The 22,337-nt window shown below is 72.7% G+C and carries 12 protein-coding genes; 6 read left to right on the forward strand and 6 right to left on the reverse strand.

What is annotated here, in order from left to right:
- Window positions 1-52: 52 nt before the first annotated feature.
- Window positions 53-2,092, forward strand: coding sequence for a DNA helicase RecQ (gene recQ / locus AB0D44_RS09925; protein ID WP_362587151.1), 2,040 nt, complete (start codon window positions 53-55; stop codon window positions 2,090-2,092).
- Window positions 2,093-2,118: 26 nt separating this feature from the next.
- Here the strand turns inward: recQ and lpdA are convergent, their stop codons facing one another.
- The 6 genes from lpdA to AB0D44_RS09955 are packed head-to-tail and all read right to left on the reverse strand — an operon-like array spanning window position 2,119 to window position 8,873.
- Window positions 2,119-3,522 (reverse strand): dihydrolipoyl dehydrogenase, encoded by a 1,404-nt coding sequence (gene lpdA, locus AB0D44_RS09930; protein ID WP_362587153.1) that lies wholly within the window; start codon window positions 3,520-3,522, stop codon window positions 2,119-2,121.
- Window positions 3,519-4,478 carry an STM4011 family radical SAM protein gene (locus tag AB0D44_RS09935; RefSeq protein ID WP_362587156.1) on the reverse strand — a complete coding sequence of 320 codons (960 nt, stop codon included), beginning with the start codon at window positions 4,476-4,478 and terminating at the stop codon, window positions 3,519-3,521. The genes lpdA and AB0D44_RS09935 overlap by 4 nt, the downstream gene beginning before the upstream one ends.
- A 5-nt stretch (window positions 4,479-4,483) precedes the next feature.
- Window positions 4,484-5,890: an STM4012 family radical SAM protein gene (locus AB0D44_RS09940; protein WP_362587159.1), complete on the reverse strand. Its 1,407-nt coding sequence runs from the start codon at window positions 5,888-5,890 to the stop codon at window positions 4,484-4,486.
- Window positions 5,887-6,693 carry an STM4013/SEN3800 family hydrolase gene (locus tag AB0D44_RS09945; protein WP_362587205.1) on the reverse strand — a complete coding sequence of 269 codons (807 nt, stop codon included), beginning with the start codon at window positions 6,691-6,693 and terminating at the stop codon, window positions 5,887-5,889. The genes AB0D44_RS09940 and AB0D44_RS09945 overlap by 4 nt, the downstream gene beginning before the upstream one ends.
- A 25-nt stretch (window positions 6,694-6,718) precedes the next feature.
- Complete coding sequence (locus AB0D44_RS09950; protein WP_362587163.1) at window positions 6,719-7,900, reverse strand: STM4014 family protein; 1,182 nt, start codon at window positions 7,898-7,900, stop codon at window positions 6,719-6,721.
- A gap of 10 nt (window positions 7,901-7,910) precedes the next feature.
- Window positions 7,911-8,873: an STM4015 family protein gene (locus AB0D44_RS09955; protein ID WP_362587166.1), complete on the reverse strand. Its 963-nt coding sequence runs from the start codon at window positions 8,871-8,873 to the stop codon at window positions 7,911-7,913.
- A gap of 172 nt (window positions 8,874-9,045) precedes the next feature.
- Here AB0D44_RS09955 and AB0D44_RS09960 point away from each other — a divergent pair, with 172 nt between their 5' ends.
- The 5 genes from AB0D44_RS09960 to AB0D44_RS09980 all read left to right on the forward strand — a co-directional run bounded on the left by AB0D44_RS09960 (window position 9,046) and on the right by AB0D44_RS09980 (window position 22,314).
- Entirely contained in the window at window positions 9,046-9,372 is a 327-nt protein-coding gene (locus AB0D44_RS09960; protein ID WP_362587169.1) for a hypothetical protein, read from the forward strand.
- Window positions 9,373-9,633: 261 nt separating this feature from the next.
- Entirely contained in the window at window positions 9,634-10,581 is a 948-nt protein-coding gene (locus AB0D44_RS09965; protein WP_362587172.1) for a DUF6745 domain-containing protein, read from the forward strand.
- Window positions 10,582-10,780: 199 nt separating this feature from the next.
- Window positions 10,781-12,571, forward strand: coding sequence for an amino acid adenylation domain-containing protein (locus AB0D44_RS09970; protein WP_362587175.1), 1,791 nt, complete (start codon window positions 10,781-10,783; stop codon window positions 12,569-12,571).
- Window positions 12,568-14,322 carry a tryptophan 7-halogenase gene (locus AB0D44_RS09975; RefSeq protein WP_362587178.1) on the forward strand — a complete coding sequence of 585 codons (1,755 nt, stop codon included), beginning with the start codon at window positions 12,568-12,570 and terminating at the stop codon, window positions 14,320-14,322. Before AB0D44_RS09970 ends, AB0D44_RS09975 begins: the two co-directional genes overlap by 4 nt.
- A gap of 327 nt (window positions 14,323-14,649) precedes the next feature.
- Window positions 14,650-22,314, forward strand: coding sequence for a SpvB/TcaC N-terminal domain-containing protein (locus AB0D44_RS09980; protein ID WP_362587181.1), 7,665 nt, complete (start codon window positions 14,650-14,652; stop codon window positions 22,312-22,314).
- Window positions 22,315-22,337: the final 23 nt, after the last annotated feature.

A 22,337-nucleotide genomic window follows, 5' to 3' on the forward strand; every position in this document is an offset into this window, starting at 1 on the left:
AGGTTCGGGCGGGCGGGACGGGGGCGTCGGCGCGTGCCGTTAGGCTTCGTGGATGGCCCTTCCGGACGCTTCCCCCGACACCTCCGACGCAGCGCAGGTACTGCACCGCGTCTTCGGTTACAGCTCCTTCCGCGGTGAGCAGCAGGAGATCATCGAGCAGGTCGTCGGCGGCGGCGACGCCCTCGTGCTGATGCCGACCGGCGGCGGCAAGTCGCTCTGCTACCAGATCCCCGCGCTCGTCAGAGAAGGCACGGGCGTCGTGATCTCGCCGCTCATCGCGCTGATGCAGGACCAGGTGAACGCGCTCACCGCCCTCGGGGTACGGGCCGGATTCCTCAACTCGACGCAGGACCCGTACGAGCGGCAGGCCGTCGAGCAGGCGTTCCTCGCGGACGAGCTGGACCTGCTCTACCTGGCCCCCGAGCGGCTGCGCACCGAGAGCGCGCAGCGGCTGCTCGACCGGGGCAGGGTCTCGCTCTTCGCGATCGACGAGGCGCACTGCGTGGCCCAGTGGGGCCACGACTTCCGGCCCGACTACCTGGCCCTGTCCATGCTGCACGAGCGGTGGCCGAAGGTGCCGCGGATCGCGCTGACCGCGACGGCCACCGAGGCCACCCACGCCGAGATCGTGGCGCGGCTCGGGCTGGATGACGCGCGGCACTTCGTGGCCAGCTTCGACCGGCCCAACATCCAGTACCGCATCGTCGCGAAGAACAACCCGCTCAAGCAGCTGCTGGAGCTGATCCGCACCGAGCACGACGGGGACGCAGGGGTCGTCTACTGCCTCTCGCGGTCCTCGGTGGAGAAGACCGCGGCCTTCCTGGTCGAGCAGGGCATCGACGCCGTGGCGTACCACGCCGGCATGGACGCCCGCACGCGCGCCGAGAACCAGGCGCGCTTCCTGCGGGAGGACGGGGTCGTGGTGGTGGCCACGATCGCCTTCGGCATGGGCATCGACAAGCCGGACGTGCGTTTCGTCGCCCACCTGGACCTGCCCAAGTCGGTCGAGGGCTACTACCAGGAGACCGGCCGCGCCGGGCGCGACGGCGAGCCGGCCACCGCCTGGCTGGCCTACGGCCTGCAGGACGTGGTCCAGCAGCGCAAGCTCATCGACGGCTCCGAGGGCGACGAGGCCCGCCGCCGGTCGCTCGGCATGCACCTGGACGCCATGCTCGCGCTGTGCGAGACGGTCGACTGCCGCCGCACGCGGCTGCTGGAGTACTTCGGCCAGTCGGGCGAGCCGTGCGGCAACTGCGACACGTGTCTGACGCCGGCCGAGTCCTGGGACGGCACGGTCGCCGCGCAGAAACTGCTGTCCACGGTGTGGAGGCTGGCGAAGGAGCGGCGCCAGAAGTTCGGGGCCGGCCAGATCATCGACATCCTTCAGGGCAAGAAGACCGCCAAGGTCATCCAGTTCGACCACGACGCGCTGTCGGTGTTCGGCGTCGGAGCGGACCTGAGCACCGCGGAGTGGCGCGGGGTGGTCCGCCAGCTGCTGGCGCTGCGCCTGCTGGCGGTGGAGGGCGACTACGGCACGCTCGTCCTCACGGACGACAGCGGCGAGGTGCTGGCAGGACGCCGCAGCGTCTCGATGCGCAAGGAGAAGGCTGTCGTGGCCGCGCCCCGCAAGGAGTCCGGGTCCCGCTCCGGGAAGGGTGCCCGGGTGCCGGTCGACCTGCCTGCCGCGGCCGAACCGGTCTTCCTGGCCCTGCGCGCCTGGCGGGCGGCAACCGCGCGGGAGCAGGGCGTACCGGCGTACGTCGTCTTCCACGACGCGACGCTGCGCGAGATCGCGACCCGGCTGCCCGCCACGGTGGAGGAGCTGGCCGAGATCGGCGGCGTCGGCGAGGCCAAGCTCACCAAGTACGGCCAGGGCGTCCTCGACACCCTGGCCGACTGCGGCGCGACGGCCGGTGCTCCCGCCGGTGCTCCCGTACCCGCCGGTGCTCCCGTGCCCGCCGGTGCTCCCGTACCCGCCCCCGCGGCGTCCTCGGCGCCCGTGCCGGCGGCCCGGGCCGCGGCGGCGCCCCACGCCGAGGAGCCGCCCTTCGACTTCGACGAGACGGAGCCGCCGTGGGACGACTGGGAGTAGCCGCCGAAGCGGGCCGGTGACCGGCCCTAGAAGTTGATCATGTGTCCGGAAATGCCGTGGATCGCTTCCTTCACGGCCTCGCCCAGCGTCGGGTGCGCGTGGATGTTGCGCGCCACCTCGTGGACCGTCAGGTCCCACTGCTGGGCCAGGGTCAGCTCGGGCAGCAGCTCGGTGACGTCCGGTCCGATCAGGTGGGCGCCGATGATCTCGCCGTACTTCGCGTCGGCGACGATCTTCACGAAGCCGGTGGAGTCGCCGAGGCCGTGCGCCTTGCCGTTCGCGCTGAAGGGGAACTTCGCGACCTTGACCTCGTACCCCTTGTCCCGGGCCTGCTGCTCCGTCCAGCCGAAACTGGCGATCTGCGGCTGGCAGTAGGTGGCGCGCGGGATCATCGGGTAGTCGAGCTCCATCGTCTCGGCGTCCGCGATGGTCTCGGCGGCGACGACACCCATGGCCTCGGCGGTGTGCGCGAGCATCAGCTTCGCGGTCACGTCGCCGATCGCGTAGAGGTGCGGCACGGAGGTCCGGCAGCGGCCGTCGACCTCGATGGCCCCGCGCTCGGTGAGGGCGACGCCGGTGTTCTCCAGGCCGTAGCCCGAGACGTTCGGCGCAAAACCGATCGCCTGCAGGACCTTGTCGGCCTCCAGGACCCTCTGCGCGCCGTCCTTGCCGGTGACGGTGACCCGGACCCGGGGGCCGGATTCGTCGATCGACTCGACGCGGGTCGAGGTGAGCACGTCGATGCCGAGCTTGCGGTACTGCTTGGCCAGCTCCTTGGAGACGTCCTCGTCCTCCAGCGGGGCGATGCGGTCCAGGAACTCGACGACGGTGACCTTCACACCGTAGTTGTGCAGCACGTAGGCGAACTCGATGCCGATGGCGCCCGCGCCGGCGATGACGATCGACTGCGGCACGTCCTCGGCGAGGATCTGCTCCTCGTACGTCACCACGCGCTCGCTGCGGGCGGTGCCGGGCAGCAGGCGCGGGGTGGCTCCGGTGGCGATGATGCAGCTGTCGAAGGAGACCGTCTCGACGCTGCCGTCCGCCCCGGCGACCTGGAGGGTGTGCGCGTCGAGGAAGGTGCCCCGGCCGTCGAACTCGGTGATCCCGTTCTTCTTCATCAGGTAGTGGACGCCCTTGACGCGGCCGTCCGCGACCGTGCGGCTGCGGCGGAACGCCTCGCCGTAGTCGAAGGAGACCGTGCCGTCGACGGTGATGCCGAAGGTCTTGGCCTCGTGCTGGAAGATGTGGGCGAGTTCGGCGTTGCGCAGCAGCGCCTTGGTCGGGATGCAGCCCACGTTCAGGCACACACCGCCCCAGTACCTCTCCTCGACGACCGCGACCCGCCTGCCCAGCTGGGCGGCCCGGACGGCGGCCACGTAGCCGCCGGGTCCGGCGCCGAGTACGACCACGTCGAAGTGCTTGCTCATGTGACTTCCTTGGCGTTGGGAGCGGCCTCGGACAGGGCTGTCGGCAACTGTCCTGCGCGTCGCTGCAGTTGATGGGTACGACCGTAGCCCCCCGAGACCTGGAGCGTGGTGGGGGAGGCCTGCGGGATGCGCTCGAGGACGCCGCCGGCGAAGACGTCGTAGAGGGGGAGGGTCTCCAGGTGGACGTAGCCGATGTGGCAGTCGCAGACGGCCAGGGGACAGCGGCGGGGGGACAGGGCGGCCCGGTAGGAGCCGTCGTAGAGGTTGCCGAGCTCGGCGCGGACGAAGTGGCAGCGGCGGACCGTGCCCCCGCCGTCCACCGAGATGACCGACTCCCCCGTGCGGCACGGCAGTCCGGCCGACCGGTGGGGACGGCGGCTGTACGGGAAGAGCGGGTCCAGGACGGTCCACTCGTCCGCCTCGGCGTCGGTGTAGGTGTGGCCCTCGGCGGCGTTGGCCCACAGGTAGACGTGCTCGGGCAGGTCTGCGCGCAGCCGCCGCGCGTGGGGCAGGTTTTCGGGCAGGCCGACGATGCCCACGCTGTGGCGGATGCCCCGGTCGGCCAGGTCCCCGACCTTCGACAGGAAGCGTTCGTAGGGCGTCTGGCCGGGATGGTACGTGCACCACAGGGCCACGGTGGCCGGATCGGCCGCGGCGAGCCAGTCGGTCCGGCAGCTGAGGTTGGTCTGGATCGCGACGCGTGCGACGTGCGGCTGGTGCGAGAGGTCCACGAGGGCGCGGCGGTACCAGGAGCGGACCAGGCCCTCCCCCCAGGGGGTGAACAGGATCGAGAGCCGGTCGCCCCGCTGCGCCGCCGCCCACGCGGTGAAGCGGTCGAGGGCCGCCCGGTCGCCGCGCAGCAGGTCGGGGCTGTCGCGGCGCTTCGCGAAGGGACAGTACGGGCAGTCGTAGTCGCAGGAGGCGAGCGGGCCGCGGTACAGGATCGTGAGGTCCACGGCGGCTACTTCGGATCGTAGGCGGCCATGGCGGCCCGGACGGCCGGTGAGAACAGCGCCGGGCCCAGGGCGTCGGAGTGGGCGAGCCCCTCCGGGGTCAGGCGCAGCTCCTCGCCCGCCGTCCCGGCGTCTTCGAGCCATCCGCGGGCGGCGAAGGCGGCGAGTTCGGCGGGGAAGTCCTCGTGCGGGTCGGCGCCGAAGCGCTCGCGGTAGTCGGCGAGCGGCATCCCCCGGGCCTGGAGGAGGGACTGGAGGAGGTGGCGGCGGCGCGCCTCGCCGCCGCCCACGCGCCTGCCGTGGACGGCGCGGCCGAAGTCCTCGGTGGCCGTGTACCCGTCGATGATCGTCCGGATCTCGCCCATGTCGACGGCGTAGTCGAAGGAGTAGTGCAGGGCGGAGGTGTAGGAGCGGGCACCGCAGCCGAGGCCGATCATGCCGTCCGTCTGGCAGGCGTGGTCCTCGGGTCCCTGCGGGGCGGTTCCGGTCCGGCGGAACATGCGCATCGACACCTGTTCGTAGCCGTGGGACAGGAGGTGGTCGCGGCCCTGCCGGTAGAGGTCCAGGCGCTGCTCGTCCCACTCGGTGTCGGTGTGCGCGGTGCGCCGGGCGAGGCCGGTGAGCGGGCGGACGTACAGCGGGTAGAGGTACAGCTCCTCGGGCTCCCAGGCGAGAGCGGCGTCGAGGGAGGCGCGCCAGGTGGCGGGGCTCTGGCCGTCGATGCCGTAGATGAGGTCGATGTTCAGGACCGGGATGCGGGCCGCGCGGATCCGGCCGAGCGCGGCCTCCACGTCGGCGCGGCGCTGGGGGCGCACGGCGGCCCGTGCCTCGGCGTCGACGAAGCTCTGGACGCCGATGCTGACGCGGGTGGCCCCGCGCTCGGCGAGGACGGCGAGCCGGTCGGCGGTCGCTGTGGCGGGCGAGGTCTCGACGGACAGGGGGACGGCCCGCAGGTCCGCGCCCATGCGCCGCTCGGCGATGTCGCAGAGCCGGGTCAGCTCGTCGGCGGTGAGGAAGGTCGGTGTGCCGCCGCCGAACGCGGCGTTGGCGAACCGGGCGGGGCCGCCGCGGTCGTCGGCGTCGAGGGCCTCGCGGACGGCTGCGGCCTGACGGTCGAGGGCGTCGAGGTAGCGGCCGGTGAGGCCGTCGGGCGCGCCGATGCGCGTGAAGAGGTTGCAGAAGCCGCAGCGGACCTCGCAGAACGGTATGTGGAGGTAGAGGGAGAGCGCGCTCTTGTCCTCGCCGCGCCACAGGTCGCGCAGGGCGGGCCGCTCGGGCAGCGGACGGTACGCGGTCTTGTGCGGGTAGGCGTAGACGTAGCTCTGGTAGGGGCGTACGCGGGGGCCGGTGACCGCCTCCAGGGGGGCGGCAGGGACAGGGGCAGCGGGGGCGGTGGCCGGCGCGGAGGCGGTCATGCGGACGGCTCCAGGAAGAAGTGGGCGTACGGCACGGTCCACACGGCCTCGTGGGCGAGGCGGTGGCCGGTGTAGCCGTCCTCGCCGTAGGTCGTGCCGTGGTCGGAGCAGACGATGGCGAAGCAGCGGCGGCGCGAGCTCATCGCGGCGAAGAGCCGGCCGATGTGGCGGTCGATGTACTCCAGGGCGGCGGCGTGGGTGGCGCGGCTGTCCCCCGCCTCCCGGGTGGCGCCGGGCAGATGGAACCAGTTGGGCTGGTGCAGCGCGGACGCGTTGAGGAACAGGAACAGGCGCTGCGCCGCCGGGAGGGAGCCGATGATCTGCTCGGCCCGCTCGACCTGCGCCTCGAAGGAGGTCGGGGACGCCACGCCGAACTCCGGCTCCCAGTGGCTCTCCTGGAACATGGCGGGCAGTACGCCGCCCAGCGCGCCCTGCTTGTTGAAGAAGCCGACGCCGCCCACGCACACGGTGCGGTAGCCGGCCGCGGCCAGACCGGAGACCAGGTCGGGGGTGTCGAAGACGTAGGTGCGCCCGGCGGTGGTCTCGCTGCCGGCGAAGCGCGCGGCGAACAGCCTCGGATGGGGTCCCGGTACGGCCGGGGTGGGCAGGAACCCGGCGAACATCGCCTGGTGGGAGGCGTAGGTGAAACTGCCCGGGGCGTGCCGCTCCTCCCAGGCGCCGCCGGGCAGGTGGCGGGCCAGGTGCGGGATGCGTCCGGCAGCGGCCAGTTCTACGGCCACGTCGTGGCGCAGCGTGTCGAGGGTGAGCAGGAGCAGGTCGTCGCGGCCGACGACCTCGTTCATGTCGGGCTCGTTCGGCGGGCCGGTCTCAGGCTGGTGCACGGTGGTGGTTCCTCGGGTGGTGGTGCAGGTGTGCGGGGTGCCGGGGGGTGCGGTGCGGGGGTTCGGGGTGCAGGCGTGCGCTGTTGCGGGCGTACGGCAGTGCGGCGGCGACCTGGGCGGCGTACGTGTCGAGGCCCTCGGCTCCGCTGCCCGGCAGGCCGGTCAGGCCGGGCAGCAGGTCGCCGAAGGCGTTGACCTCCGCGACGGCGAACCGCCGCCAGCCGACGCCGGGCAGCAGGTCGACGCCGACGCACAGGGTGCCGGGGAAGCAGGCAGCCGCCCTTTCGCAGATCTCCAGGGCATCGGCCCAGCGGGGCCCCGCGGCCTCGATGACGGCGGACAGGTCGCCGCGGCTCCCGCCGAGGTGGAGGTTGGTCATGGGCGAGCGGCTGGTGCGGACCACGGCGTGGGTGGCCCGGCCGGCCACGACGACGACGCGCAGGTCGGCCGCGCGGCCTGCGAGGGAGGCCTTGGGCCACCAGCGTTCGACGTGCAGTCCGTCGGGGGCGAGTGCGTCGACCAGCGCGGCGGTCTCCCGCTCGCTGGTGAGGCGGCGCACCCGCAGCGAGTTGTGCAGGCGTCCGTCCTCGGCCGCCTCGACCGGGGTGGTGGCCCGGATGCGGCCCCCGCCGGCCGTCTCGACGGCGACGACGCCGGACGCGGAGGAGCCGTGGGCGGGTTTCACGAACACGCGGGGCATGCCGTGCGCGTCCATGAGGGCGCGCAGGTCGTCCCAGCCGCGCACCGGTGGGCCGCTCCCGGAGGTCGGGGACCGGGGTACGGGCACCCCGGCGTCGTCCAGGGTGCGGTGGCAGGTCCGCTTGTCGAAGAGGACGGCCAGCTCGTCGGGGTCGTCGAGGCGTATCCCGCCGGTGAGGCTCCGCACGGCTGCGGTGAACCGGGCGTACCAGCGGGCGCCGCCTTCCACGCGGGTGGGGTCGTCCAGACCGCGCAGGACCCGGTCCACCTCGGCGTTCTCTCCCGGCGAGTCGAGGCGTACGAGCTCGTCGGGGGCGAAGACGGCGCCGCCCTCGCGCAGGACGGAGGTCCAGGGCACGATGCGGGGCGCGGGCAGCCCGGCGTCGCGGACGGCCCGGGTGAACAGGTCGACGCGGCGGTTCTCCGGGTTGCCGACGACCGCCCAGCGCGGGGGCGTGTGCTCCGTCATGGCCGCCGCGCTACTCGCCGACGGCGACGAAGCGCCAGACGCGGCCGTCCCACTCGTCCTCGTCGGCGCGGCCCCGGCGGAGGTCCAGCCGCACGCCGGCGCTCTCCAGGGTGTCCCGGAAGCGCTGCTTCAGTGGCTCGCTGAGGTAGTTGTGGTGGAGGTCGAGCGCGGCCAGGTGGGTGAGGGGCTGGCCGCCGAGCAGCGCGGCGCCGCCCTGGTCGGTGAGGACGCCCATGGACAGGTCGAGGGTCTCCAGCCGGGCGACGACGGGGGCGCAGGCCATGGCGGTGGCGATCTCGTCCTGGATGTCGCTGTTGCGCAGGCCGAGGTGACGCAGGCTCGGCAGAAGGTCGCCGCCCAGGAAGGGTTCCAGGTCGGACAGTTCGCAGTCCCCGCCGTAGTTCGCCGTGCCGAGCCAGAGGTCGAGGTGCTGCAGGGCGGGCAGGCCGCTGGCGGCGACGTTGCGCACGGCCCGGGCGGGCATGCCGCCGGTCTGCACGGTGAGCGAGCGCAGCCGCTGCTGGGTGAAGGGCGGGATGACGAGGCCGCTGCCGCCGCGGACCCCGAACTCCTCCAGATCCGGGAAGCCGTCCAGGAGCGGGCCGACGTCGCCCTGGTTGATCCAGGAGATCTCGCACTCCTCCGATTCCATGTCCCCCAGGAACAGGGCCCGCAGGGCGGGCAGCTGCGGGCGGGCGGCCAGGAGCGCGGCGAAGATCCCCTCGGGCCCGCTGTCGTATGCCTCCTCCCACGCGCCGACGACGAGTGCCCGGACGCGGGTCGTGTCGACCGCCGCGGTGAACCGGGCGAACGCCTCGGGCCAGCTCTCCTCCGCGTCGTAGGTGTCGCAGGAGACCCGCCATGCGACGGCGTCCGCCTCGGGCAGCCCGTCCGTGCCCTTCTCGTCGTCGGGCCCGGGGAAGTCGAAGACGGGCAGTCCGTACGACTCCCGCAGATGCCTCGCGTAGCTCATGTTCCCGCCGTCCTCGCCCGTCTACTGCGTCCGATGTGCCTGCAAGTTGTAGCAAGCGGCGCTGACAACGGCCGAGGCAGGGCGGGTGGAGGGCGAAGGGCCGTTGTCAGAGGCCCGCCCTAGCGTGGGACACGACGCGGCGCACCGGGCGGCGCGTGGGAAGGGGACACGCATGTACCGGCAGGGGGATGTGCTCATCGTGCCGCTCGCGGAGTCGGCGGTGCCGGGGCACGCCGCGGACGCGCCCTCGGAGCCGCGGGACGGGCGCGGGCGGCTCGTCCTGGCGCTGGGCGAGGTGACCGGGCACGCGCACGCCGTGCTGGGGCCGGGCCGTCTGGTGCGGGAGCCGGGGCCGTTGGCGCCCCTCCTGCTCCATCTGCCCGACGGGGGACGGGTGGTGCACGAGGAGCACGCCGCGATACCGCTGCCGAAGGGCTGGTACCGGGTGGTGCGCCAGCGGGAGTACGTGCCGGGCTCGGTGCGGATCGTGGCGGACTGAGCAGCGGAGGGGACGCGGTGACGGAGCAGGCGGGCGGGGCGGAGGGGCCGGACATGGAAGCGACGGACGTGTCGGAAGCGACGGCCGTACGGGAAGCGGCGGAAGTACGGGAGGCGCCGGAAGCGGCGGAAGTACCGGAAGCGCCGGAAGTGGCGGAGGCGCCGGAAGGGGCGGGCGCAGCGCGCACGGTGGACGCGTGGCGGGCCGTCGTGGCGGCGACCGGCGACCGGGCCCGCGGACCGCGCCGCGGCAGAGGCGGGTGTGCGTGGCGCCTACCTCGAGGCGGGACTTCCTGCACCCGAGCGGATCGTGTGGGCGGATTCGCCGCGGGCCGCGATGGACCTGCTGGCCGATCCGGACGGCCCGTGGGGGACGGGCGCACGGGGGCGGAGCGTGCGCGAGCAGGTCCGCAGCGCCCCGTGGGCGGCGGAGCGCGCCCGCTTGCACGAGCGGCTGGGACCCCGGGGCTGGGCCAGGAGATGGGCCCTGACGGGCGCCCGGCTGTGGGAGAACACCGAGCGGCTGGCCGACCGCATCCGCGCCGGGCTCGTCGAGGAACTGGCGCAGGACGCCGCGCAGGAGGCGGAGGTCCGGCTGCTGCTCCTGGACGCCGTGCTGGGCCAGCACGACGGGGCCTGGCTGTGCGCGTTCGACACGGGGGAGGGCACCGCGCTGGAGGGGCTCGCCGCGGTGGCCCGGGCGGCGGGCTGGTGGTGGCCGTACGAGCGGCTGGCCGTGGTGTGCGAACGCCCGGTGGAGCTGCACCGGGACGAGGCGGGCCGCCTGGACCGCGGGGACGGGCCCGCCCTCGCCTTCCCGGACGGCTTCGCGCTGTACGCGTGGCGCGGGATGCCCGTGCCCGCGGACGTCCTGACCGGGCTGGACGCGCTGACGCCCGAGCGCATCCGGCAGGAGGACAACGCGGAGCTGCGCCGGGTGATGCTGGAGCACTACGGCTACGAGCGCTACCTCACCGAATCGGACGCCGAGCCGGTGCACCGGGACGAGGCGGGCGTCCTGTGGCGGATACCGCTGACGGGCGACGAGGACGTGGTGATGGTGGAGGTGGTCAACTCCACGCCGGAACCGGACGGTACGAGCCGCACGTACTGGCTGCGGGTGCCGCCGGACACGCGCACCGCGCGGCAGGGGGTGGCCTGGACGTTCGGCCTCGACGCCCAGGAGTACCTGCCGGTGCGCGAAACCTGACGCACCGGCGCCCCGTCCCGGCGCGCACGGCCGTCCGCAACGTTGCGAATCCATGGAATCCCTGTGAATCCATGTGAATCCGCGCGTATCCGTGCGTGGCCGTGTGCGCTCGAGCGTGCGTAGAGGGCCCTTCTATCGGCGGTGGCTAGGCTCATTCCGGTCGAGAATTAACCAGAATTCGGCAGGGGGCGTTTTGCTGATGAGCCGTGACGATCCGAAGACCCTGACGGCCCTCTTCGAGGAATGCGCCAGGAAGCTGCCGGATCATGTCGCCCTGGAATTCGAGGGTGAATTCTTGAGCTACGGCGAGCTGAACCGCCGGGCGAACAGGCTGGCACACCACCTCCGGGAGGCCGGAGGGGTCCGCCCCGACGACCGGGTGGCGGTCCTGGTCCGGCATCCGCCGGACGTGATCGTCGCCGTACTGGCCGCCCTCAAGGCCGGCGGTGCCTACGTCCCCCTGGACCCGGACAACCCGCCCGGCGTGACCCAGCGGATCGTCGAGGACGTGGCACCCCGGGCCATGGTGATCGAGTCGTCAGCGGCCGCCGGCGCGATGTTCTTCGACGGCGAGCTCTTCGTCATGGACGTCATGGCCCGCGCCCTCGCCACACCGGACTGCGACCCCGAGCCGGTGGCCACGCCGTCCGACCTCGCCTACGTCATGTACACCTCGGGAACGACCGGGACCCCCAAAGGGGTGGCCGTCGAACACCGCGCGATCGTCAACACGGTGACGTGGCGCAATTCCTATTACGGCTTCGGTCCGGAAGACGTGACCCTGGCCATTCCGAGGCCGTCCTTCGACAGCGCTGTGGTGGATACGTTCAGCGCGCTCACCTCCGGTGCGCGTCTTCTCCTGCCGCGCCGGGACCGCATCACCGACCGGCATTATCTGACCGGTCTGATGGAGCACCACGGAGTCACCCATTTCCTGATCACCCCCATGCTGTACAAACGCCTCCTGGAAGGCATGGAAGCCCAGCGGGTGACATCCCTGCGGTGCGTCACGATCGCCGGCGAATGGTTCACGGCGAGCCTGACCCAGCAGCATTTCCTGCGTCTCCCGGACGTTCACCTCCACAACGAGTACGGCCCCTCCGAGAATGCGGTCTGCTCCACCGTCCACCGCCTCGCGGCCACCGACGAGCGCGTGCTCATCGGCAAGCCGATCGAGCACACCGAGGCGTTCGTCCTGGACGAGGACGGCGCGCCCGTGGGACCGGGCGGAATCGGCGAGCTCCACCTGGCCGGGGCGGGCCTGGCCCGGGGCTACCTGGGCGATCCGGAGCTGACCGCGAAGCGGTTCTGCACGCCGGCCTCGCCCCCGGCCGCCGGGAGGCGCGTCTACCGCACCGGGGACATCGTCCGCCGACACGCGAACGGCGACCTCGAATTCATCGAGCGCCGGGACGGCCAGGTGAAGATCCGGGGCCGTCGGGTCGAGTTGGGCCACGTGGCCCAGGTCCTCTCGCAGGACGTCGCGGTCGGCCACGTCCACCTGCTGCGCCACGTCACCGACTCCGGGACGCCGCTCCTGATCGCCTTCGTCCAGGGGGCCACCGGTCAGGACGTCGATCGGCTGCGCGCCACGGCACAGGAGAACCTGCCGGAGTTCATGGTCCCCTCGGCGATCATCCCGGTCGACGCCGTGCCGCTCACCGGCAACGGCAAGGTCGACGACGCGGCCCTGGTGGCCCTCTACGCGACCGCCGCCGGCCGGGGCGCGCCCGGCGCGCAGCCGACGACGGCAGTCGAGGCCGTGCTCCTGGAGATCTGGCAGGAGCTGTTCGCACCCCTGCCCATCGGTCTGGACGACGACTTCCTGGACCTCGGCGGGGACTCCCTCAGCGTGATGGACCTGCTCTCCCGCGTGGAGCGGCGGCTCGGGGTCCAGCTCGAGGTCTCGGACCCCTACACGGACCGGACCATCCGCAGCCTCGCCCTCGTCATCGAGGACCGACAGAACGACAAGGTGGGTACGAAGTGAGCAGGCACAGCGGTACTGACTCCGTGTTCGGCGGTGTCGACTACGACGTGGTCATCGCGGGCGGTGGCCTGGCCGGGCTCTGCCTGGCCAAGCAGCTGAAGGACGCGCAGCCCGAGCTCTCCGTCCTCGTCTGCGAGCGCGAGCGCTCACCGATCCCGCTGTCCGCGTTCAAGGTCGGCGAGTCCTCGGTCGAGGTGGGGGCGTACTACTTCTCCGACGTCGTCGGCCTGCGCGACTACCTGGAGGAAGAGCACCTGGAGAAGCTGGGGCTCCGGTACTTCTACGGCGGCGGCTCGGGCCTCCACGAGGAAGCCGAGTTCGGTGTCAACCGCTTCCTCCCCGCAAAGTCCTACCAGCTCAACCGAGGCTCCCTGGAGGAGCACCTGCGGGTGGTGGTGACGGACGCCGGCGCCGAGCTGACGCAGGGCGTCAAGGTGCTCGACATCGAACTCGGCGAGCGGGGCGCCCCGCACCGGGTGACCTACCAGGCCGTCGAGGACGACGGCGCGCAGACGACCGGCGTCACCTGCCGATGGGTCGTCGATGCCACGGGCCGGCACCGGCTGCTGCAGCGCAAGCTCGACCTCACCAAGCGGTACCCCAAGCCCCACAACTCGGTCTGGTTCCGGCTCGAAGGCCGGCTGGACACCGACCGGGCGGTCGGCGCCGAGCACTCCGGATGGCACGACCGCATCACCGAACCGCGCTGGCACTCCACCAACCACTTCATGTTCGAAGGCGGCTGGGTGTGGGCCATCCCGCTGGCCCCCGACCACACCAGCGTCGGCATCGTCGTGTCCGACGACCTCCACCCGGTCACCAAGTTCAACCGGATCGAGAAGGCCGTCGACTTCGTCGCGGAGCGCGTTCCGGGCTTCGACCCCGCCATCCGCGAGCTGCCGGTCCTCGACTTCCGCGTGCTGAAGAACTACAGCCACTCCTCCCAGCAGGTCTTCTCACAGGACCGCTGGGCGTGCGTCGGCGACGCCGCCGTCTTCGCCGACCCCTACTACTCCGTGGGGTCGAACCTGATCGGCTACGCCAACAGCTTCGTGACCGAGATGGTCGGCCGGGACGTGGAGCAGTCCTTCGACGAGGGCTTCGTGCGGTACGCCAACCGCTGGTTCCTCTCGCTCGCCGAGGGCCTGACCATGAACATCCAGGGCTCCTACGCCTTCCACGACAACGCCGTGATCATGTCGCTGAAGACGATCTGGGACTACTACGTCGGATGGGCCTTCTCCGACCCGCAGTTCTACGGGAAGACCTTCCTGGACGAGTCGGCGAGCACCACGCTCAGCGCGCTCGGCGCGCACGCGGTGGCGACCCAGGGCACCGTCATGAACCTCTTCCAGGCCTGGGCGCGCAGCTATCGCGGCGTCTTCGCGTTCGACTACATCGACTACTACGACGACCTGCCCACGCTCGCCCGGCTCTTCGAGCAGAACCTGCCGGGTGAGGAGGTACCCCCCTTCGGCGCGGTGCTCACGAGCGTGCGCGACGGTCTGGAGCGCATCGAGGAACTGGCCCACGTCATCTTCTACCTCGCCCTCGAGGACGCCCTTCCCGAGCGCCTCGAGGAGATCCGCTCGCGGGGCTGGCTCAACGTCTCGGCCCTGAGCCTGGACCCGGAACGCTGGGAGCAGGACGGCCTGTTCGCGCCCAAGAGCCGCCCGAGGCCGGACGAGGTCAAGCTCCTGGAAGAGGAGCTGCGGGCCCTCTACCGCCCCTCGGCAGCCGCCGGGCGGTAACACGCCGAGGAAGCGGAGAGCGGAGGGCGGAGGGGCGATGCCCCTGCGCCCTCCGCACCGTGGTGCGGGGCGCGCGCGGCGCACTTCGGCGCACGGGACCGGGGAGTGCTTCGAACGGGGTGTATGTCGCGCATACGGCAGAAAGGATCGGTGTATTAGCTTCCGTACACCTGGGCCGGTGATCGTGTGGGGGTTGTGGTGGCCGTCAGCAGCGAATCCGCGACGAGCGCAGCCGGCGGCGGGCCCGGCACGACGAGCGCACCCGCTCCCGCTGCCGCAACCCCTGCCGCACCCGCCCATCCACCAGCCCCGCATCACCCGCCCGCCGTGAGCCTGCCGAAGGGCGGCGGAGCGATCAAGGGCATCGGCGAGAAGTTCGCGGCCCATCCGTCGACCGGCGCCGGTGCCATGACCGTGCCGATCGCGGCCACCCCCGGGCGGTCGGGCTTCGGACCGGACCTGGTGCTCGGTTACGACTCGGGCGCGGGCAACGGCCCCTTCGGGCTCGGCTGGGGCCTCGGCCTTCCCGCGGTCACCCGCAAGACCGACAAGGGCGTGCCCCGGTACGACGACGCGGCCGACTCCGACGTGTTCCTCCTGTCGGGCGCCGAGGACCTCGTGCCCGTCCTGGTCCCCGAAGGCGACCGGTGGGTGCCCGACGAGCTGCCGCCCCGCACCATCGGCGGCGCCCGCTACCGCGTCCGGAGCTACCGGCCCCGCGTCGAGGGCCTCTTCGCCCGCATCGAGCGCTGGACGCACACCCAGGACCCGACCGACGTCTTCTGGCGCTCGATCTCCCGCGATGACGTCACCACGTGGTACGGGCGCACCCCCGAGTCCCGGATCGCCGACCCGGCCGACCCCTCGCGCGTGTTCAGCTGGCTCATCTGCGAGCGCCACGACGACCGGGGCAATCTCATCGCGTACGAATACCGGGCCGAGGACGGCGAGGGCGTGGAGACGACCGCCGGCCACGAACGGCACCGGCAGCGCACCGCCAACCGCTACCTCAAGCGGATCCGCTACGGCAACCGGACACCCTGGCCGTCGTCCCTCGCCCCCGGCACCGACCCCGCCCCCGGCACCGACCCCACCCCCACCCCCGGCCTGCGGCCGCTGCCCGGAGCCGGCCCATGGCACTTCGAGCTCGTCCTCGACTACGGCGAGCACGACCCGGCCGCTCCGACCCCGCAGGACGCCGGTGCCTGGGCCGCCCGCCCCGACCCGTTCTCGTCCTTCCGTTCCGGCTTCGAGGTGCGGACCCACCGTCTGTGCCGACGCCTTCTGATGTTCCATCACTTCCCCGACGAGCCGGAGGTCGGCGCCGGCTGTCTCGTGCGTTCGACGGACCTCCGCTACGCGTACGGGGTGCACGCGACCCTCACGGCGGTCACCCATCGAGGCTTCCAGCGCGACAGGGGCGGCTACCGCTCCCGCTCGCTGCCCCCGGTCGAGTTCGGCTACTCGGCGCCGGTCGTCGACCACACCCTGCGCGAGCTCGACGACGAGAGCCTGGACGGGCTGCCCACGGGGCTGGACGGCGACCACTACCAATGGGTCGACCTGGACGGCGAGGGACTGCCCGGCATCCTCACCGAACAGGGCGGCGGGTGGTTCTACAAGCGCAACCTCAGCCCGCTCGCCGCCACCCGGGGCACCCGTCCCGCCCGAGCCCCGTCCCCCCGAGCCCCGTACCCCCACGCCCGGTTCGCGCCGGCCGAGGCCGTCCCGGACCGCCCCTCGCTCGCCCTCGCCACCGGGGCCCGGTTCCTCGACCTCGCGGGCGACGGACGACCCGACCTGGTCCGCTTCACCGGGCCCGACCCCGGGTTCCAGGAGCAGGCCGCCGACGGGACGTGGGAGCCGTTCACCCCGTTCGTCTCCCTGCCCGTCCGCGACTGGAACGACCCCAACCTGCGCTTCGTCGACCTCGACGGCGACGGACTCGCCGACGTCCTGGTCACCGAGGACGACGCCCTCGTCTGGCACCCCTCGCTGGGCGAGGACGGCTTCGGGCCCGAGCGGCGCGAGGCCCGCCCCCGGGACGAGGAGCGCGGCCCCGTGCTCGTCTTCGCCGACGCCGGGCAAGCGGTCCACCTGGCCGACATGAGCGGGGACGGCCTCGCGGACCTCGTCCGCATCCGCAACGGCGAGGTCTGCTACTGGCCGAATCTGGGACACGGCCGCTTCGGTCCGAAGATCGTGATGGCCGGCGCCCCCTGCGACCACCCCGACCGCTTCGACCAGCGGCGCATCCTCCTCGCCGACGTCGACGGCTCCGGCACCACCGACCTGCTCCACCTCCACCCCGACGGCGCGCGGATCCACTTCAACCGGTCCGGCAACGACTTCGCGCCGCCCGTTGCGCTGCCGGCCCTGCCCCCGGCGGACACCCTCACCGACGTCCTCGCCCTCGACCTGCTGGGCAACGGCACGGCCTGCCTGGTGTGGTCGTCGCCCCTGCCGGCGGACACCCGCCGCCCGCTGCGCTACCTCGACCTGATGGGCGGGGTGAAGCCCCATCTCCTCACCCGGGTGCGCAACAACCTCGGCGCGGAGACCGAGATCGCCTACGCGCCCTCCACCGCCTTCGCCCTGCGCGACCGGCTGGCGGGCACGCCCTGGGCGACGAAACTGCCCTTCCCCGTCCATGTCGTCGAGCGGACGACCGCCCGCGACAAGTGGCGCGGCACGACCTTCACCAGCCGCTACAGCTATCACCACGGCTGTTTCGACGGGACGGAGCGCGAGTTCCGCGGCTTCGCCCGCGTGGAGCGGACCGACGTCGAGGACTACGGCACGTTCGCGGCGGCCCACGCGGACAGCCCGTACGTCACCGCCGACCACCGGCTCCACCAGCCGCTCGTCCGCACGGTCACCTGGCACCACACCGGGATGCCCGTCGAGGGCAGGGACCTGCTGCACCCGTTCCGGCAGGAATACTTCCGCGCGTCCGACGAGTACGCGCCGCCGGGTCCCGACCTCGGCGCCTTGCCGCTCGACCCCGCCGAACACCGCGAAGCCGTACGGGCGTTCAGCGGAGCCCTCCTGCGCGAGGAGGCGTACGAACTCGACCTCACCGCAGCGGCGGACGGCGCACAGTCCAGGGCCCCGGTCCGCATCCTCGCGGCCACATCACACGCCCACCGCATCCGCCTCCTCCAGCCCCGCGCCGGCCAGCGGCACGCCGTCTTCCACACCTTCGAGAGCGAGACCGTCGCCCACCACTACGAACTCGACCTGCGTGCAGGGGAATCCGCCCCCGAGCCCGATCCGCGGATCGTCCACACCCTCAACGTCACCGTCGACCCCTACGGAAACATCCTCCAGTCCGTCGCCGTCGCCTATCCCCGCAGCCGGCCGGCCCCCCTCCCCGACCCCCTCCTGCCGCCCGGCACCGAGACCCTCGTCGCCTCCGTCCAGGGCGAGCTCCACGCCGTCTACACCGAGAGCCGCACCACCGGCCCCGTCCCGCCCGATCCCGACCGGCACCGCCTCCCGCTGCTCTGCGAGACGCGCACGTACGAACTGACCGGGGTCGGCCCCGGACCGGCCGGCGACGGGCGATGGATCACCCTCGCCGGGCTGTGCCGCTTCCGGCTCGCCGAGCGGTACCAGACCGGCGGGACACCTGTGGCCGAGCTCGACCACCACCGGCTGCCCGACCGAACGACACCGCAGAAGCGGCTCCTGGAACTCGTCCGCTCGCTCTACTACGACGAGACGCTCACCGCGCCGCTGCCCCTGGGCGCCCTGACCGCCCGCGCCCTGCCGTACGGGACGTACACCCTCGCCTGGACCGACGCGATGCTGAGGACGGTCCTGGGCGACAAGGCGGCCCCCGACGTCGAGGCCGCCGCGGCGGACCGGACCGTCAGCGGCCACCTCGCGGGACCGGCCGCCGTCCGGCTCCTCGGCGAGGACGCCGCCGGCCGGTACTGGCGCTGCTCGGGAGGCGCGGAGTACGACCCCGACGCACCGCGGCGGTTCTTCCTGCCCGCCCGGTGGACCGACGCGTTCGGCAGCACCACCCGCCTCGCACACGACCCGTACGGGCTCTTCCTCAAGGCGAGCAGCGACCCCCTCGGCAACCGCACCGAGGTGCTCGCCCACGACTACCGGGTCATGGCCCCCCGCAGGATCCGCGACATCAACGGCAACGACACCGAGGTCCGCTTCGACGCCCTCGGCCTTCCGGCCGCGATCGCACGCAGCGGCAAGGACGGCACCGGCGACCACCTCACCGGCCTGGACACGACCGCGCTCAACCCCGAACCCGCGGCCCTCACCGCCTTCTTCGTCACCGACGACTACGACCCGGCGCGCGCCCGCCCGCTGCTCCTCGGCGCGAGCCAGAGGTGGCTGTTCCACTTCGGCGAGGAGCTCGACGAGGGCGAGGCCGTCTGGGCCCGGCACCCGCCCTGCACGGCCGCGCTGAGCCGCGAACAACACGCCCACGAGTCGGCCGAAAGCCCCCTGCGGGCCGCCTTCCTCTACGCGGACGGCCTCGGCAACGCCCTGGTCACCAAGGTCCAGGCCGAACCCGAGGAGCCGGCCGGCCCGCTGCGCTGGGTGGCCGACGGCAAGACCGTCGTCAACAACAAGGGGAACCCGGTCAAGCGCTACGAGCCGTACTTCAGTCCGCCCGAGAGCGGCCACCGCTTCGAGGAGCAGGGCGAGCACGGCGTCACCCCGCTGTACTTCTACGACGCGATCGGGCGGCTGATCCGCACGGACTTCCCCGACGGCAGCCACCACCGCGTCGAGTTCTCGCCCTGGCACGTCACCGACCACGACCCGAACGACACCGTCCTGGAACCGGGCAACGGCTGGTACGCGCGGATGAGCACCTCCGCCCTGCCCGCCGAGCGCCGTGCGGCCCGCCAGGCCGCCGCCCACGCCGGCACGCCGGGACTGGCCCTGCTCGACAGCCTCGGGCATACCGCCGTGACCATCGCCCACAACAGGGCCGACGGCGTCGACGAGAAGCACGTCACCTTCACCCGACTCGACGTGGAGGGCCATTCCCTCTGGATCCAGGACCCCCGCGGCAACCGGGTGCTGCAACACGCCGTCCCGCCCCTGCCGCCCGGCGCGCACCCCCTAGACGACCCGCAGAACCTGGCGCCGCGCGGGTTCAGCCCCGGATACGACCTGACCGGGCGGGCGCTGTTCGAGCACGGCCCGGACTCCGGAGTCCACTGGGCCCTGCGGGATGCGGCGGACGGACCCCTGTTCACCTGGAACGGCCGGGGATCTCGTACCCGCACGACCTACGACGCCCTGCGCCGCCCCGTCGGCACGTACGTCACCGCGACCGGTGACACGACCCTCTCCGGAGCCCCGCGCGACCCCGCGTCCCCGGCGGCGCCCGAGGTGCTGGTCGAGCACCGGGTGTACGGCGAGGTGCACCCCGACCCGGACCGGAACCTGCGCGGCCGGGCCTTCCGCGTCTACGACGGCGCCGGAGTCACGACCAGCGAGCGCTACGACTTCAAGGGCAACCCGCTCGCCACCGCCCGCCGCTTCGCCCGCGACCACGCCGGCACACCGGACTGGTCCGCGGTCGGCTCCCTGACCGACCCGGACCGGATCGCCGAGGCCGCCGAGCCCCGGCTCGAACCGGGCCCGGAGCTGACGACGAGCATCGCGTACGACGCCCTCGACCGCCCGGTCGAGGCCACCGCCCCCGACGGCAGCGTCACGCGGTGGGGCTACAACGAGGCGGGGTTGCCCGAGCGCGTGGAGGTGCGGCTACGGGGTGCGTCGCAGGCCACCGCGTTCGTCACCGACGTCGACTACGACGCCCACGGCCGGCGCACCCGCGTCGCCTACGGCAACGGCGCCCGCAGCGCGTACACCTACGACCCGTTCACCTTCCGCCTCACCGGAGTACGCACGACCCGGCCGGCCGACCCCGACACCACCGCCTCGCTGCTGTTCGCGCACGCGTCCGTGGTGCAGGACCTCCGCTACACCTACGACCCGGTCGGCAACATCACCCGCATCGAGGACGCCGCGCTCGCCACGATCGCCGGCGTGTCCGCCGCCCGCGACCACACCCACGACGCGCTCTACCGGCTCGTCGCCGCGAGCGGCCGCGAGCACACCGGCCAGACCGGCTTCCTGCCCGACCCGCCCGACGGCAGCCGCCGGGACCACCCCTTCACCGGCGCCCGCGTCCACCCGAACGACCTCCAGGGCCTGCGCGGCTACGTCGAGCGCTACCGGTACGACGCGGTCGGCAACCTCATGCACCTCGCCCACCACGAGGGCGCCGACGTCGAGGCCCCGGGCCCCACCCTGTGGCGGCGCCACCACCAGTACGCCCTCGACAGCAACCGGCTGCTCGCCACCAGCCTGCCCGGCGAGACCGGCGGTCTGCCCGACTACGCGACGGAGGGCGGCTACGGAGCCCGGTACGCCCACGACGCGCACGGCAACACGACCCGCATGCCGCACCTGCCGCTGATGCGCTGGGACCACCGCGACCGACTGGCCGCCACCGCCCGGCAGGTGGTCGACGAGGGCACGCCCGAGACGACGTACTACGTCTACGACTGCGCCGGTGAACGGGTCCGCAAGGTGACCGTCACCGCGGCCGGCGCCCTCAAGAACGAGCGCCGCTACCTGGGCGGCTTCGAGCTCTACCGCGAGTACGGCACGGGCGGCACGACCCTGAACCGCGAGACGCTGCACATCGGCGACGACGGCGCACGCGTGGCCCTCGTCGAGACGGCCACGCTCCCCGCCGGCCGGCCCGCCATCCGCTACGAGTTCGCCGACCACCAGCAGTCCAGCTGCGTCGAACTCGACGAGAACGGCGCCCTGGTGGGCCACGAGGAGTACCACCCCTACGGGACGACCGCCTTCCAGACCGGTCGCACCGCCGCCGAGACCGGCCTCAAGCGCTACCGCCACACCGGCAAGGAACGCGACGACGAGACCGGACTGTCCTACTTCGGCGCCCGCTACTACGCCCCCTGGCTGGGCCGTTGGGCGAGCTGCGACCCCGCAGGCCTGACGGACGGCCCGTGCCGTTACGCGTACGCGCGGTGCGGACCGGTGCGCTACCACGATCCGGACGGGCGGCTGGTCGACGAGGGCGGGAAGTTCGCGGCGGCGGCGAGGGCGGCTGCGGCCGTACTCCGGGCGGGCGGGCCCGCTGCCGCGAAGGCCCCGACCGTTCCGGGAAAGGTACTGGCGGCGCTGCTCGTCGGGGTGGTCGCTCTGGGCGTCGGCTTGTCCATGCTCGGTGAGAAGCAGCCCAGCGCGCCCGGCACCCCGGCGCCCGCGCCACCCGTGACGCCGCCCGGGCCACCGCCCCCGCCCGCTCCGCCACCGGCGACGCCGGCCGTTCGGCCCCCGCGGACGGAGCCCGACCCCGAGGTCGAGTACATCCAGGGCAGGGAAGTGGGCGGGAAGTTCGTGCCCGCCGTCCCGAAGGACACGCAGGAGGGGAAGCCCAAGACCTCGACCGGTGGCGGGGACAAGCGAACCGGCCCCGGTTCCGCAGAGCGTCCCGGCGCAGGGCGCAAAACGGCTCCCCAGCCTTCGAACCGCTGGATGGACCAGTGCCGCCGGGACAAGGAGAAGCGGCAGGAGCTGGATGACGACGCCGTCCAGACGTACCTGGACGCCGGCGGCGAGATCCAGGTCATCAAGGACAAGACGCAGAAGCACCACGTCGCCTCGAACAAGGACCAGGAGTTCAAGCCCCAGTTCGAGGAGATCTTCGACGGCGCGAGCGTTCCGGGGCAGTCCGACCTGACCCTGAACAGCCCCGAGAACATCGTCGCGGTCGAGGGGCACCAGGGGCCGCACGGCAAGGACTACCACAAGGCCGTGCTCAAGCGGCTCCAGGACGCCGTCGCAGGCAAGGCCTCGTGCACCCCGGAGTACCGGGAGGCGCTCACCGAGGCGTTGCGGCTGCTGAAGAAGGACCTGCAGCGCAAGGGCAGCGAGCTGAACCGCCTCGTGACCCGGAAATAGACCGCGGGGGCGGCGCCCCGAAA

The organism is Streptomyces sp. NPDC048349, assembly GCF_040651925.1.
Classification (GTDB): Bacteria; Actinomycetota; Actinomycetes; order Streptomycetales; family Streptomycetaceae; genus Streptomyces.